This is a genomic window from Rhodococcus sp. D-46 (genome assembly GCF_011290655.1).
GTDB lineage: Bacteria > Actinomycetota > Actinomycetes > Mycobacteriales > Mycobacteriaceae > Rhodococcus_F > Rhodococcus_F qingshengii.
In genome coordinates this window covers 326,207-340,325 of record NZ_JAANTF010000005.1, presented here as the reverse complement: position 1 = coordinate 340,325, position 14,119 = coordinate 326,207, and the positions used below count along the sequence as shown (strand labels likewise).

The window sequence follows — 14,119 nt, the reverse complement described above, 5'->3', positions numbered from 1 at the left end:
AACAAGTGGGCTGTGTCCGACTCTGGCGCTAGACTTCGAAGTATCGAGGCTCACGAGTCGAGTGGGCTGATCGGACCAGAAAGCAGGCCATATTCACCACGTGAGTGAACACAGTGAACTCGACGGGAACCGTGTAACCACCATCACCGAGCGCGCTCTGCCCGCAGAGCGCACCGTCCGTTCGAGTATGGATCTGGCGCCGGAGACCGTGCGTCAAATCCTGGGGGCGACGGACGAGAATCTCACCGCGATCGAACGTGAGCTTCGTGCCGACATTCATGTACGTGGCGGAACCATCTCCTTGTCGGGGACGGCTGCAGACGTGGCGCTGGCAGAACGTGTGTTCAGTGAATTGGCGTCGCTGGCCGGTCGGGGGCAGCCCATTGCCCCGGACGCTGTTCGACGAACCATCGGCATGCTCACCAACGAGGTCGGCGAGTCTCCGGCCGAGGTGCTCTCCCTCGACATTCTTTCGCGTCGGGGCAAGACGATTCGGCCGAAGACCCTCAACCAGAAACGCTACGTCGACGCCATCGACGAGAACACCATCGTGTTCGGAGTCGGCCCGGCCGGTACCGGCAAGACCTACCTCGCCATGGCCAAGGCCGTTCAGGCGTTGCAGGCCAAGCAGGTCTCTCGGATCATCTTGACCAGGCCGGCAGTCGAGGCCGGGGAGCGACTGGGCTTTCTGCCCGGCACGCTGCACGAGAAGATCGATCCGTATCTCCGCCCGCTGCACGACGCATTGCACGACATGATGGATCCCGAGGCGATTCCGAAGTTGATGCAGGCCGGAGTCATCGAGGTCGCTCCGCTCGCCTACATGCGTGGCCGGACGCTCAACGACGCCTTCATCATCTTGGACGAAGCGCAGAACACCACGGCCGAGCAGATGAAGATGTTCCTGACCCGCCTCGGGTTCGGTTCCAAAATCGTGGTCACCGGAGACGTGACCCAGGTCGATCTGCCGGGCGGGGCCCGTTCGGGTCTGCGCGCGGCATCCGAAATCCTCACCGGGATCGACGATATTCATTTCGCCACTCTCGACAGCAGCGACGTCGTACGTCATCGGCTGGTCTCTCACATCGTCGACGCTTACGAGCGTCACGAATCGGATCGGTCCGGCGAGTTGGCGGTCGGAAACCGGGCGCAGCGCCGCGCTGCACATGCTCATTCACCGCGACGGTAGGCTGAGCGACGCATCAACCCCTACTTTTCCCAGGAAAGAGCGTCGCACATGAGCATCGAGGTCTCGAACGAATCGGGCATGGACATCTCCGAACCGGAGTTGATCAGCGTTGCCCGTTTCGTGATCGCTCGGATGGATGTCCATCCGGCGGCCGAGCTGTCGATGGTTCTCGTCGACTCTGCGACGATGGCGGATCTGCACGTTCGCTGGATGGACCTGCCGGGTCCGACCGACGTCATGTCGTTCCCGATGGACGAACTCGAGCCGGGTGGCCGTCCCGATTCCCCCGAGCCGGGGCCGTCGATGCTCGGCGACATCGTGCTGTGTCCGTCTTTTGCCGCGGATCAGGCTGACAAGGCCGGGCATTCACTGGCTCACGAACTTGCCCTCCTGACCGTCCACGGTGTGTTGCACCTTCTCGGCTACGACCACGCGGAGCCGGAAGAGGAGAAGGAGATGTTCGGCTTGCAGAACAGCCTCCTCGAAGAGTGGTACGAAGACCTTCGCCGTATCGACCGCGAAGCAGCACTGGCCGAACGCGATCAGAAGCTGCTCGGCAAGACCGGTTTCGTCGACGGAGTGGACCAATAACAGTTATCCGGGGGTTCTGTAGTGAGTAGCGCCATAGCGCTCTTTGTTCTGGCGATTGCTCTTGTCCCGGTCGGTGGTGTGTTCGCGGCCGTCGACTCGGCGCTCAACACCATTTCGTCGGCGCGGATCGACGAGATGGCAAAGGAAGAGCGAGCCGGCGCCGCGCGAGTGCAACGCATCCTGACCGATCGTCCGCGATACGTGAATCTGATGGTCCTGCTTCGCATTTTGTGCGAGATCACGGCCACCGTCGTACTCGTGGGCGGCCTGATCGACGTCCTCTCGCTGGGCTGGGCACTGACCGTCACCGCGGTGATCATGGTTCTCGTCTCGTACGTGGTCATCGGCGTCGGACCGAGAACGCTTGGGCGCCAACATGCGTACTCCATCGCGATGGCCGCGTCGCTGCCACTGCTGTGGATCGGGGTTCTGCTCGGGCCGATCAGTCGCGTCCTGATCCTCGTGGGTAACGCATTGACCCCGGGTAAGGGCTTCCGCAACGGCCCGTTCGCGTCGGAAATCGAGTTGCGTGAACTCGTGGACATGGCGCAGGAACGTGGCGTCGTGGCCGACGAAGAACGCCGAATGATCCAGTCCGTCTTCGAACTCGGAGACACGTCGGCGCGCGAGGTGATGGTGCCCCGCACCGACATGGTGTGGATCGAGAACGACAAGAATGCCGGGCAGGCAACGTCGTTGGCCGTCCGCAGTGGTCACTCGCGCCTGCCGGTCATCGGGGAGAACGTCGACGACGTGCTCGGTGTCGTCTACCTGAAGGATCTGGTCAAGCAGACCTACCACCTGCCCGACGGCGGCCGGAACGTCAACGTCTGCGACGTCATGCGGCCCGCCGTCTTCGTTCCCGACTCGAAGCCGCTCGACAGCTTGCTGGCCGAGATGCAGCGCGACCGCAACCACATGGCGATACTCGTCGACGAGTACGGCGGAATCGCCGGGCTCGTCACGATCGAGGACGTCATCGAAGAGATCGTCGGTGAGATCGCCGACGAGTACGACGAGGACGAGACGCCGCCCATCGAGGATCTCGGTGACGGAATGTTCCGCGTATCCGCGAGACTTCCCATCGAAGACCTCGGTGAATTGTTCGATCTCGAACTCGAACTCGACGAGGTGGAGACCGTCGGCGGGCTGATCGGATACGTACTCGGCCGAGTGCCACTTCCCGGTTCCGAAGTGGAGTACGACGGTTTGATCCTGCGCGGCGAGGGAACCAATACGGGCCGAGGCCGGGTACGCATCAGCACGGTGTTCGTGCAGCGCATCCCGCCGTCCGAAGACGAAGAGACAGAAGACACCGATGACTGAGCGAGAGTTCAGCGAGGAGCAGTTATGAGCAAGAACGAATTCCGGTCAGGCTTCGTGTGTTTCGTGGGTCGACCCAATACGGGCAAGTCCACGCTGACCAACGCGTTGGTCGGCAGCAAGATCGCGATCACGTCCTCGCGCCCGCAGACGACGCGCCACACGATTCGCGGCATCGTTCACCGCGAGCATGCGCAGCTGATCCTGGTGGACACCCCTGGACTGCACAAGCCCCGCACTTTGCTCGGGCAGCGCCTCAATGACCTGGTTCGCGACACGTACTCCGAGGTCGACGTCATCTGCCTGTGCATCCCGGCCGACGAGGCCATCGGGCCCGGAGACCGCTGGATCGTGCAGCAGGTCCGTCAGATGGCGCCCAAGACCAAGCTTGTCGGCATCGTGACCAAGATCGACAAGGTCAGCCGCGACGCCGTCGGAAAGCAGTTGCTCGCGCTGTCCACCCTGCTCGGCCCCGAATCCGAGGTCGTTCCGGTGTCCGCGAAGTCGGGTGAACAGGTCGAGATCCTGGTCGACGTCCTCGCCGGTCTGATGGACGAGGGCCCGGCCTTCTACCCGGACGGGGAACTGACGGACGAGCCCGAAGAGGTGCTCATGGCCGAACTGATCCGTGAGGCTGCGCTCGAGGGGCTCGGCGAAGAATTGCCGCACTCCCTGGCTGTGGTGATCGAGGAGGTCATCCCGCGCGAGGGACGCACCGAGAAGCAGGGCGAGATGCTCGACGTGCATGCACTGCTCTACGTCGAGCGGCCCAGTCAGAAGGGCATCGTCATCGGTAAGGGCGGAGCGCGTCTGCGGGAAGTCGGTACCAGTGCGCGCCTGCAGATCGAGAAGCTGCTCGGTGTGCGGATCTTCCTGGAGCTGCACGTCAAGGTCGCCAAGGACTGGCAGCGCGACCCGAAGCAGCTCGGCCGGCTGGGCTTCTAGGGCCGGAGGACCCTGAGGATCGCCGCGCCGATGTCCTGCTCGTCGACGCCGGTGGCCAGGCGTCGGAGTTGGAGGCCGGTGATGACGGCGACGAGCGTCGATGCAATCGACTCCGGATCAGGTACACCGAGTGCCGTCAGAATCGTGACGGTCAAATCGTCGTAGGCGGCGAAGCATTCGACGGCGACTTCGTGGAGTTCGTGGTCGCGCCCGGCGGCGATGTACATCTCGAACGGCGCGATCCGCTCGGCCGAGAACGAAAGATCTCGCGTCACCTTTTCGGCTATTGCCGCGGCGTCCTCGACGCTCAGACCTTTGTCGCGGTACTCCTCGGCCAAGGCGCGCAGGCGCGTCGTCTCGTCTGTCACGAAACGAGACAGAGCAGCGCGGAGCATGTCCGACTGGCTCGCGAAGTGATACGTGATCGATCCGAGTGAGACGCCGGCCTGCGCGGCGATGCGCCGGTTGCTCACACCCGGGATGCCGTCGGTACCGACGACGTGCAGAACGGCGTCGAGTATTCGCTCGCGGACGTCCCGGTTACTCATCGGGTCACCACCACGGCTCGGGGCGGATCTGATCCCAACGCAGGACCGATTCCAATTGTGAAGCGAGGGAGACCAACAGAGGTTCGGTGTTCTCGTTGCCCATCAACTGCGCACCGATGGGCAGGCCGGCCTTGCTGAATCCGGCCGGCACGTTGACCGAGGGCCAGCCGAGGACGTTCCACGGCCACGCGTACGGGCAGGCGCCGGTCATGACCTTGTCTGTGTCCCAGCCACCGATGCCGTCGATCGCGGTCGCCATGATCGGTGGAGTTGCCGTCGTGGGTGCCAGGACGACGTCGTAGGTGTCGAAGATCGCTCCGATCCGCTTTCGCATCCGTGGCTCGGCCGCGCGGGCCGCGCGCAGAGGTGCGCCGCGAAGTAGCTTGCCGTTCTGGGCATTTCCGCGTGTTCTGGCATCGACCAGTGTCGGGTCGGGAACGCGTCCGAGCCAGTCGTGGACCCCGACGAGTGAGCGGGGCAGAAAGTTCAGGCCGAAGATCAGGCCGTATGCGGGATCGTCGACGACGACGTGGTGTCCGAGCTCCCGCAGCGTGTCGGCGATCGAATGCACGGCCAGGCGCACTTCCGGGTCCAGCTTCACGGGAGTGGCGGTGAACGGATTGCGAAGGGAAAGCGCGATTTTCAGTTTTCCGGGGTCGCGTCCCACCGCGTCGCTGACGGTGACCGGTGTCGGCTTGTGGAGGTCGCCGTCATGGTTGCCGGCAGCGACGTCGAGCAGCAGTGCCGCGTCGGCGACGGTGCGAGCGAGCGGGCCGTTGACCGTCAGGCCGTAGAACGCTTCGGCGTCGGGCCAGGTTGAGATGCGCCCGCGCTGCGGTTTGATTCCGACGAGGTTGGTCCAGGCCGCAGGGATTCGGATGGAACCGGCACCGTCGGAACCGATTCCGGCGCTGACCAATCCGGCGGCGACGGCCGCGGCGGTGCCGCCCGACGATCCGCCTGGAGTGTGGTGACGCGACCACGGATTGCGCGTGTAACCGAAGGCTGAACCGCTCGTAAGGGGCCACTGGCCCAATTCCGGGCTGTTGGTCTTGCCCACGATCACTGCGCCGGCGTCGCGGAGGCGTCGAACCATCTCCGAGTCCTCGGTCTTGGCCGGGAAATCGCCAGGGCAACCGAAGGCGGTGGGTTCGCCGGTGATGTCGACGTCGTCCTTCACTGCGATCGGCACGCCGAGAAGAGGTAGGCGCTCGCCGAGTGCGAGACGCCTGTCGGCCTCGGCAGCTTCCTCGAGTGCCTTCTCGCGCCGCACGATCTTGAACGCATTGAGGTGAGGCTGAGTGGCCTCGATCCGGCTCAGCGTTGCCTCCGTGGCCGCGACGGACGAGGTGGCGCCCGAGGCCAGACTCGCAACCTGGTCGACAAGACCGGGGGCGAGATCGTGGTCGGTTCGAGAAGTCATCAGGTTCCCTTCGCAAAACTGTTCGTTCGAACGAACAGTAACTTGTTTCAGTATTAGTGAACTTCGGTTTCGCGTCAAGATCGCGTCAAGACGCCAGGTCAGTGCGTAAGCGGATCGTCAGAGACGCGGAATCGGCCTTTCCGGAGGTCGAAGCTGAGAGAGCGCATCCGGTCGAGGGCGACCGCGCGTCATGGCTGCGATGCACAGCAGCACGGCAAAAGATTTCGAAGAGGGAAGCTCATGGCCGATCTGGCCTACGTTGCTCTGATTCTCGGCGGTTTTCTCGTGTGCGCGCTGGTACTGCGCGCCCTACAGGCGAGCGCTCCCAAATGACGGTTGCCGGTGTGGTCAGCGTGGTTCTGATCGCCGTCGCCGCGGCATTGGTCATTTACCTGCTCGTTGCACTCGTAGATCCTGAGAGGTTCTGATGTCGCCCGCTCTTGCAGCCGGCCTGCAGATCGCTTTTGTCCTCGTCGTTCTGGCAATCGCCTACGTTCCGGTGGGCGACTACATGGCGCGTGTTTACTCGTCGACGCGAGATCTTCGGGTCGAGAGTGTGATCTACCGCGTCGGTCGGATCGACTCGAGGGCCGAGCAGACGTGGTACGGCTACGCCGCAAGCGTTCTCGGATTCTCGCTGGCCAGCGCATTGTTCCTGTACTTCCTGCAACGGATTCAGGGAGTACTGCCGCTGAGTGACGGTCTGTCCGGGGTCAGTCCTGCCGTAGCGTTCAACACCGCGATTTCGTTTGTGGCGAACACCAACTGGCAGTCGTACACGCCGGAAACGACGATGAGCAACTTCGTTCAGCCCGTCGGTCTGGCGGTGCAGAACTTCGTCTCGGCAGCGGTCGGCATGGCGGTGGCCATCGCATTGGTTCGCGGCTTCATTCGGGTGGCCAGGGGCGGCGAGATCGGCAACTTCTGGGTCGATCTGACGCGTGGTTCTCTGCGCATCCTCCTCCCGTTCTCCTTCGTGATCGCCCTGATCCTGTTGAGCCAGGGAGTGATCCAGTCGTTCCACAGCGGTTTCGCCTCCACCGGCCTCGGCGGCAATGCGGTCACCAATGCACTGGCCCCCGTCGCGTCCCAGGAAGCGATCAAGGAACTCGGCACCAACGGTGGCGGGATCTTGGCTGCCAACTCGGCGCACCCGTTCGAGAACCCCACCCCGTTGAGCAATGTCGTCGAGATCCTGGCGATCCTGTTGATTCCGGTCTGCCTCACCCGAACGTTCGGAACTCTCGTCGGGGATCGTAGGCAAGGCCTCACCCTGCTGGCAGTGATGGGAATCCTGTGGAGCGGGCTGCTCGCAGTCACGCTCGCTGCCGAATCCGGCGCACGCGGTGTTGCCGCCACAGCAGCTGGTTCGATGATGGAGGGCAAGGAAGTTCGCTTCGGAATCCCCGGATCGGCGTTGTTCGCGGTGGCGACCACGGGAACGTCGACGGGCGCGGTGAACTCGGCCCACGACAGCATGTCACCCCTCGGCGGCGGCGCGGTCCTGCTCAACATGTTGCTCGGCGAAATTGCGCCAGGTGGAGTCGGAACCGGCCTCTACGGGATTCTTGTGCTGGCATTGATCGCAGTGTTCGTCGGCGGACTGCTGGTCGGTCGCACGCCCGAATATCTCGGCAAGAAGTTGGGTCGACGCGAGATCACCCTTGCGGCGCTGTCGATTCTGGTCATGCCCGCGCTGGTCTTGATCGGTACCGCCATCACCGTCATCCTCGGTTCGACCACCGGTTATCAAGGCAATGGGGGAGATCCGGGCACGCCGGGATCGATCCACGGGTTCAGTGAGGTGCTTTACGCCTTCGCCTCCGCCTCCAACAACAACGGCAGCGCCTTCGGCGGTCTGACGGTCACCAGCGACTGGTTCCAGTCGTCTCTCGGAATCTGCATGCTTCTCGGCCGATTCCTGCCGATCATCTTCGTTCTCGCTTTGGCCGGTGCTCTTGCCTCGCAGAAGAAGGTGGCGCCGACGGCCGGCACCCTCCCGACGTCCGGACCGATGTTCACCGGTTTGTTGACCGGCACCGTCGTTCTTGTTGCTGCACTTACATTCTTCCCGGCCCTCGCGCTGGGCCCGCTAGCGGAGGCTCTTCAATGACCGTGCGTATCAGTGAGAAACCCGTGGTAGCGCAAGACGCTGCCGACAAGGTTGATCCAGGCCAGTCCCGTCAAGTACACGCTGGCGTTTTCAACCCGCGGCAGATGATCACCGCGTTGCCGGGGGCCGTGCGCAAACTCGACCCACGCCACCTCGCCCGCAACCCGGTCATGTTCGTGGTGTTCGTCGGTTCCGTCATCACCACTGTCATGGCGATCGCCGATCCCTCGGTGTTCTCCTGGGTGATCACCCTGTGGCTCTGGTTCACGGTGATCTTCGCGAACCTCGCCGAATCCGTGGCCGAAGGGCGCGGCAAGGCGCAGGCGGCGAGCCTGCGAAAGGTGAAGCAGGACACCACAGCACATCGGATCACGATGAGCGGTGCGATCGAATCGGTTTCCGGCACCGAACTGGTGGTCGGCGATCGGGTGATAGTGGTTGCCGGCGAGGTCATCCCCGGCGACGGCGACGTGGTCGAAGGTATTGCCTCCGTAGACGAATCGGCGATCACCGGTGAATCCGCGCCGGTGGTCCGTGAATCCGGTGGTGACCGGTGCGCCGTCACCGGTGGTACGACGGTTCTCTCGGACCGCATCGTCGTGGAAATCACCGCAGCACCGGGCAGTTCGTTCGTGGACCGGATGATCGCGCTCGTCGAGGGTGCTTCACGTCAGAAGACACCCAACGAGATTGCGCTCAACATCCTGCTCGCGTCGTTGACCGTCATCTTCCTCCTCGCCGTCGTAGCCATCGGCCCGATGGGCTTGTACGCGGGGCACGAGCAGGATCCGATCAAGCTGATCGCACTTCTCGTCTGCCTGATCCCGACGACCATCGGAGCGCTGCTCTCGGCGATCGGTATCGCGGGCATGGACCGCCTCGTCCAGCGCAACGTTCTCGCGATGTCGGGGCGCGCGGTGGAAGCTGCGGGCGACATCGACACCCTGTTGATGGACAAGACCGGAACCATCACTTTCGGTAACCGCCGGGCCACCGCACTCCATCCGGCGCCCGGTGTATCCGCCGACGATCTTGCTGCGGCAGCTCGCTTGTCGAGCCTGGCCGACGGAACTCCCGAGGGACGGAGCATCGTCGAGCTGTGCGCAGCGGATTTCGGTCTCGCTGCCGAGCCGACGTTGGACGAAGAACGCGCCGAGTTCGTTCCGTTCACGGCACAAACCCGGATGAGCGGACTCGACCACTCCGGACGCCAAATCCGAAAGGGTGCAGCAGATGCGGTGATGAACTGGGTCGTCAGTGGCGGTGGACACGCGGAGAGCGCGGTGACCGACACCGTGAACGACATCGCCCAAGCGGGCGGAACGCCGCTGGTAGTTGCCGTCAAGCATGGTGAGAGTACCTCGATCCTCGGCGTGATCGCGTTGTCCGACGTCGTAAAGCCGGGAATGGCTGACAGGTTCGCCGAACTCCGGGCGATGGGTATTCGCACGATCATGATCACCGGCGACAATCCGTTGACCGCGAAGGCGATTGCCGACGAGGCGGGCGTCGACGACTTCATGGCGGAGGCCACCCCGGAAGACAAACTGGCCCTGATCCGGAAGGAACAGGAAGGCGGACGTCTCGTCGCGATGACCGGTGACGGGACCAATGATGCTCCCGCCCTTGCCCAGGCCGATGTCGGGGTCGCGATGAACACGGGAACCTCGGCAGCCAAAGAGGCCGGGAACATGGTCGATCTCGACTCCGATCCCACCAAGCTGATCGAGGTGGTGGAAATCGGCAAGCAATTGCTGATCACCCGCGGCGCGTTGACCACATTCTCGTTGGCGAACGACCTGGCGAAGTATTTCGCAATCCTGCCGGCCTTGTTCAGCGGCATCTACCCGCAGCTGGACGCGTTGAACATCATGCGTCTCGCCACCCCCGAATCGGCGATCGTCTCGGCCGTGATCTTCAACGCCTTGGTGATCATCGGTTTGATTCCGTTGGCACTCAAGGGCGTTCGATACCGACCGTCGACGGCATCGCAGTTGCTCGGACGTAACCTGCTCGTCTACGGTCTCGGCGGTGTGATCACACCGTTCGTCGGTATCTGGTTGATCGATCTCGTCGTACGTTTGATTCCTGGAATTGGGTGACCTGACATGCGTTTCACTATCGGTTTTGCCAAACAGGTGTGGGCGGGTTTGCTCGTATTGCTCGCGCTCACCGTCGTTCTCGGTGTGGTCTATCCCGCCGCGGTGTGGGGTGTCAGCCGGATCAGCTCCGGATCTGCCGAAGGCTCACCGGTCACCGATGCCGCCGGTTGCGTGGTCGGCAGTGCCTGGGTGGGTGTCGATCTGCAGGTCGCCGAAGGGCAGCAGGACCCGTTCTTCCACAATCGTGTTGTCGGATCCGTTTCGGACGAGGATCCGTTTGCCACCGGTGATCCCGCTGCGGCACTGCCGTCCAACCAGGGGCCGAGCAGCGAGATTCTGGCCGGATTCGTCATCGAGCGCCGGGCAGCCATCGCGGCACGTGAGGGTGTCGACCCTGCATCGGTTCCCGTCGACGCAGTCACCGGTTCGGGCTCGGGTATCGATCCCCACATCAGTCCGGCGTACGCCGAACTGCAGGTCGCGAGGGTGGCGGCGAACAACGGCATCTCGGAAGACCAGGTGCGGGACTTGGTGGCCGAGCACACCGACGGTCGGCAACTCGGATTTCTCGGAGCCGAGCGAGTCAACGTCCTGGAATTGAACCTGGCACTCGGATTGACGGCACCTACGTGTGCTGCACCGACGACTGGTGGATGATTGTCACGTGAGTTCTTCGGAGAAGGTCGGTCAATCTTTCGGTAGGGCACGCAAACGTGGTGAATTGCGTATCTACCTCGGCGCTGCGCCTGGCGTCGGAAAGACCTTCGCGATGCTCGGTGAGGCTCATCGGCGTCGAGATCGTGGCTGTGACGTGGTCGCGGCCGTCGTGGAGACACACGGCCGCGCCCGCACCGCGGCGCAGATCGGAGACCTCGAAACAGTGCCGCCCAAGCTGGTGGATTATCGCGGAACACGGATGCCGGAACTGGACGTCGAGGCCGTGTTGGCTCGGCGTCCGGCCCTTGTCCTGGTGGACGAGTTGGCACATACCAACACGCCAGGGAGCAAGAATCACAAGCGCTGGCAGGACGTACAGGAACTGCTCGAAGCCGGGATCGACGTTCTGTCCACGGTCAACGTGCAACACCTCGAAAGCCTCAACGACGTTGTCGCGCACATCACCGGCGTGGTTCAGCAGGAGACGGTTCCGGACGCGGTAGTGCGTAGTGCGGCGCAGGTCGAGCTGGTCGACATCACCCCGGAGGCGCTGCGCCGCAGACTTTCTCACGGAAACGTGTATTCACCGGAACGGGTCGATGCGGCCTTGGGCAATTACTTCAGACGCGGAAACCTCACGGCGCTACGCGAACTGGCACTGCTGTGGGTGGCCGATCAGGTGGACGCCGCACTGGCGAAATACCGGGCCGAGAACAAGATCACCGATACCTGGGAGGCGCGCGAGCGTGTCGTCGTTGCCGTGACCGGGGGACCGGAGTCGGAAACCCTGGTACGACGCGCATCGCGAATCGCGTCGAAGTCGAGCGCCGAGCTGATGGTGGTCCACGTCGTACGCGGTGACGGACTCACCGGCGTCTCGGCCCCCGAGATGGGCAAGGTGCGCGCGTTGGCTGTCGGAGTCGGCGCCACGCTTCACACTGTTGTCGGTGACGACGTACCGTCGACGCTCCTCGAGTTCGCGCGTGAGGAGAACGCCACACAGTTGGTGCTGGGAACGTCGCGGCGTTCCCGCCTGGCTCGCATCCTCGACGAGGGGATCGGCGCTGCGGTGGTTCAGCAGTCCGGTGGTATCGACGTTCACATGGTCACGCACGAGGAAGCGACGGCGCGACGACGCATTTCGGTGCTGGGGCGCTCGGAGCGCCGGGTCCTGTCGTGGATTGCGGCGATCGTCGTGCCTTCGCTCGCGGCCGCGATCATGGGTCTCGTCGACCGAATCTCCGGGGTCAACGGCGAGAACGCGCTGTTCTTCGTCGTGGTCGTTCTGGTCGCCCTCCTCGGCGGCGTCGGCCCGGCGATATTGTCGGCCCTGATCTCGGGACTGCTGCTCAATTACTTCTTCACCGATCCGCGGTACAGCTTCACCATCGCCGAACCTGACAACTTCATCACCACTGTCGTGCTGTTGATCGTGGCTGTGGCAGTTGCCGTTCTGGTCGACGCCGCAGCAAAGCGCGCCCGCGAGGCGAAGCGCGCATCCGAGGAAGCCGAACTGCTCACACTGTTCGCGGGATCAGTTCTCCGCGGAGCGGATCTGTCGACACTTCTGGCGAAGGCACTCGAAATCTATCGCCAGCGAGGGGTTTCCGTCATTCATCACGACGACGGAGTCATCGCCGCCGTGGGTACGCAGCCGCCGACCACGGACGACGAAGCGGATACGGTCTGTGAGGTCAACGACGGGGAATACGCGCTGTTGTTGGCTGGGCCCGACCTGAGTGCGCGGGATCGACGAGTGCTGACGGTGGTGGCTCACCAAGCAGTTGGGATGATCCGCCAGGAGAAACTGACAGTCGAGGCGAGCAAGGCTGCCGCGCTCACCGAGGCTGATCAACTGCGTCGAGCCCTGCTGTCAGCGGTAAGCCATGACCTGCGAACTCCTCTCGCCGGAGTGAAGGCGGCGGTGTCGAGTCTGCGCAGCGACGACATCGAGTTCTCGCCCGAAGACACCGCTGAATTGTTGGCAACCATCGAGGAGTCGGCGGATCAGTTGACGGCGCTGGTCGGGAACTTGCTCGACTCGTCCCGACTTGCCGCCGGGGTGGTGAAACCCACGCTGCGGCCGGTGTATCTGGACGAGGTGGTTCACCGCGCGTTGCTGGGCCTCGGCATCGGTGGACGCTCGGATTCGCGGGCTCGAAGTGTAGTCGTCGACGTGGGTACCGTTGCAGTGCAAGCAGATCAAGGTCTGCTCGAGCGGGTGATTGCGAACATCGTCGACAACGCTCTGCGCTACGGGGGAGAAACCCCGGTGCGCGTCGGGGCGGCGCAACTCGGTGATCGTGTGGTGATCAGTGTTGCCGATACGGGCCCAGGTGTTCCGCGAGGTGAGGCCGAAACGATGTTCCAGCCGTTCCAACGGATGGGAGATCGCGACAACACCGGCGGAGTGGGCCTCGGACTTTCCGTGGTGCGCGGATTTGTCGATGCGATGGGCGGAACGGTCAGCGCCACAGACACACCTGGTGGGGGATTGACGATGATCGTGGAGTTGGCTGCGGCCGGTACGAATGGGAATGGATCATGAGTCGAATCCTGGTAGTGGACGACGAACCGCAGATTCTGCGAGCTCTGCGTATCAATCTTTCGGTGCGCGGGTACGAGGTGGTGACCGCGTCGACGGGCGCCGGTGCCTTGCGGGCTGCTGCCGAGCGTCCACCGGACGTCGTGGTACTCGATCTCGGACTGCCCGACATGGACGGCACCGAAGTGCTTGCCGGCCTGCGTGGCTGGTGCACGGCGCCGGTCATCGTGCTGTCGGCGCGCACGGATTCCGCGGACAAGGTCGAGGCTCTCGACGCCGGTGCGGACGACTACGTCACCAAGCCCTTCGGGATGGACGAGTTTCTGGCCCGCGTGCGCGCTGCGGCGAGGCGGGGAACCTCCGCGGCGGACACTTCGGAACCGTCGGTCGAGACCGCGTCCTTCACGGTGGACTTGGCTGCGAAAACAGTGAGTCGGCGCGGTGAACAGGTGCACCTGACTCCGACCGAGTGGGGCATGCTCGAGATGCTTGTGCGCAACCGCGGAAAGCTCGTCGGGCAGAAGGAGTTGCTTCGGGACGTGTGGGGACCGGCGTACGACACCGAGACCCACTATCTACGTGTCTACCTGGCTCAACTTCGTCGGAAGCTCGAGGATGACCCGGCGAACCCCAAGCATTTGATCACCGAGGCAGGAATGGGTTATCGATTCGTGGTGTGAGAA

General features: G+C 63.5%; 12 protein-coding genes. 10 read left to right on the top strand and 2 right to left on the bottom strand.

What is annotated here, in order from left to right; genetic code table 11:
• Positions 1 to 187: 187 nt before the first annotated feature.
• Genes G9U53_RS14895 through era form a run of 4 tightly spaced genes read left to right on the top strand, consistent with a single transcriptional unit; the run spans position 188 to position 4,048 of the window.
• On the top strand, positions 188 to 1,189 hold the full coding sequence (locus G9U53_RS14895; RefSeq protein ID WP_223304543.1) for a PhoH family protein: 1,002 nt from the start codon (positions 188 to 190) through the stop codon (positions 1,187 to 1,189).
• A gap of 48 nt (positions 1,190 to 1,237) precedes the next feature.
• Positions 1,238 to 1,780, top strand: coding sequence for an rRNA maturation RNase YbeY (gene ybeY, locus G9U53_RS14890; protein ID WP_165638850.1), 543 nt, complete (start codon positions 1,238 to 1,240; stop codon positions 1,778 to 1,780).
• A gap of 21 nt (positions 1,781 to 1,801) precedes the next feature.
• Complete coding sequence (locus G9U53_RS14885; protein ID WP_003944509.1) at positions 1,802 to 3,106, top strand: hemolysin family protein; 1,305 nt, start codon at positions 1,802 to 1,804, stop codon at positions 3,104 to 3,106.
• 24 nt (positions 3,107 to 3,130) lie between these two features.
• On the top strand, positions 3,131 to 4,048 hold the full coding sequence (gene era, locus G9U53_RS14880; RefSeq protein ID WP_003944451.1) for a GTPase Era: 918 nt from the start codon (positions 3,131 to 3,133) through the stop codon (positions 4,046 to 4,048).
• On the opposite strand, the gene G9U53_RS14875 is transcribed toward era, so the two are convergent.
• Both G9U53_RS14875 and G9U53_RS14870 read right to left on the bottom strand, forming a co-directional pair.
• On the bottom strand, positions 4,045 to 4,596 hold the full coding sequence (locus tag G9U53_RS14875) for a TetR/AcrR family transcriptional regulator (RefSeq protein ID WP_030536607.1): 552 nt from the start codon (positions 4,594 to 4,596) through the stop codon (positions 4,045 to 4,047). The genes era and G9U53_RS14875 overlap by 4 nt on opposite strands.
• A 4-nt stretch (positions 4,597 to 4,600) precedes the next feature.
• Entirely contained in the window at positions 4,601 to 6,019 is a 1,419-nt protein-coding gene (locus tag G9U53_RS14870; RefSeq protein ID WP_042450174.1) for an amidase, read from the bottom strand.
• 329 nt (positions 6,020 to 6,348) lie between these two features.
• On the opposite strand from G9U53_RS14870, the gene kdpF reads away from it, so the two are divergent.
• The 6 genes from kdpF to G9U53_RS14840 are packed head-to-tail and all read left to right on the top strand — an operon-like array spanning position 6,349 to position 14,116.
• Positions 6,349 to 6,447, top strand: a complete 99-nt coding sequence (gene kdpF / locus G9U53_RS14865; protein WP_007731078.1) for a K(+)-transporting ATPase subunit F — start codon at positions 6,349 to 6,351, stop codon at positions 6,445 to 6,447.
• Complete coding sequence (kdpA, locus tag G9U53_RS14860; RefSeq protein ID WP_165638849.1) at positions 6,447 to 8,132, top strand: potassium-transporting ATPase subunit KdpA; 1,686 nt, start codon at positions 6,447 to 6,449, stop codon at positions 8,130 to 8,132. Before kdpF ends, kdpA begins: the two co-directional genes overlap by 1 nt.
• The gene (gene kdpB / locus G9U53_RS14855; RefSeq protein WP_050654652.1) at positions 8,129 to 10,234 is read left to right on the top strand and encodes a potassium-transporting ATPase subunit KdpB; all 2,106 of its coding nucleotides are present in this window, start codon (positions 8,129 to 8,131) and stop codon (positions 10,232 to 10,234) included. Before kdpA ends, kdpB begins: the two co-directional genes overlap by 4 nt.
• 6 nt (positions 10,235 to 10,240) lie before the next feature.
• Positions 10,241 to 10,891 (top strand): potassium-transporting ATPase subunit C, encoded by a 651-nt coding sequence (locus G9U53_RS14850; protein ID WP_064113198.1) that lies wholly within the window; start codon positions 10,241 to 10,243, stop codon positions 10,889 to 10,891.
• Positions 10,892 to 10,898: 7 nt separating this feature from the next.
• A complete protein-coding gene (locus G9U53_RS14845; protein ID WP_003944466.1) occupies positions 10,899 to 13,439 on the top strand; it encodes a sensor histidine kinase KdpD in 2,541 nt (846 codons plus the stop codon).
• Positions 13,436 to 14,116: a response regulator gene (locus tag G9U53_RS14840; RefSeq protein WP_081558028.1), complete on the top strand. Its 681-nt coding sequence runs from the start codon at positions 13,436 to 13,438 to the stop codon at positions 14,114 to 14,116. The genes G9U53_RS14845 and G9U53_RS14840 overlap by 4 nt, the downstream gene beginning before the upstream one ends.
• Positions 14,117 to 14,119: the final 3 nt, after the last annotated feature.

Excerpts from the sequence above, each read along its gene's own strand:
- G9U53_RS14895 (WP_223304543.1), top strand. The coding sequence starts at position 188 with ATGGATCTGGCGCCGGAGACCGTGCGTCAAATCCTGGGGGCGACGGAC.
- G9U53_RS14870 (WP_042450174.1), bottom strand. The coding sequence starts at position 6,019 with ATGACTTCTCGAACCGACCACGATCTCGCCCCCGGTCTTGTCGACCAG.
- era (WP_003944451.1), top strand. The coding sequence starts at position 3,131 with ATGAGCAAGAACGAATTCCGGTCAGGCTTCGTGTGTTTCGTGGGTCGA.
- ybeY (WP_165638850.1), top strand. The coding sequence starts at position 1,238 with ATGAGCATCGAGGTCTCGAACGAATCGGGCATGGACATCTCCGAACCG.
- G9U53_RS14875 (WP_030536607.1), bottom strand. The coding sequence starts at position 4,596 with ATGAGTAACCGGGACGTCCGCGAGCGAATACTCGACGCCGTTCTGCAC.
- G9U53_RS14850 (WP_064113198.1), top strand. The coding sequence starts at position 10,241 with ATGCGTTTCACTATCGGTTTTGCCAAACAGGTGTGGGCGGGTTTGCTC.
- kdpA (WP_165638849.1), top strand. The coding sequence starts at position 6,447 with ATGTCGCCCGCTCTTGCAGCCGGCCTGCAGATCGCTTTTGTCCTCGTC.
- kdpB (WP_050654652.1), top strand. The coding sequence starts at position 8,129 with ATGACCGTGCGTATCAGTGAGAAACCCGTGGTAGCGCAAGACGCTGCC.
- G9U53_RS14840 (WP_081558028.1), top strand. The coding sequence starts at position 13,436 with ATGAGTCGAATCCTGGTAGTGGACGACGAACCGCAGATTCTGCGAGCT.
- kdpF (WP_007731078.1), top strand. The coding sequence starts at position 6,349 with ATGACGGTTGCCGGTGTGGTCAGCGTGGTTCTGATCGCCGTCGCCGCG.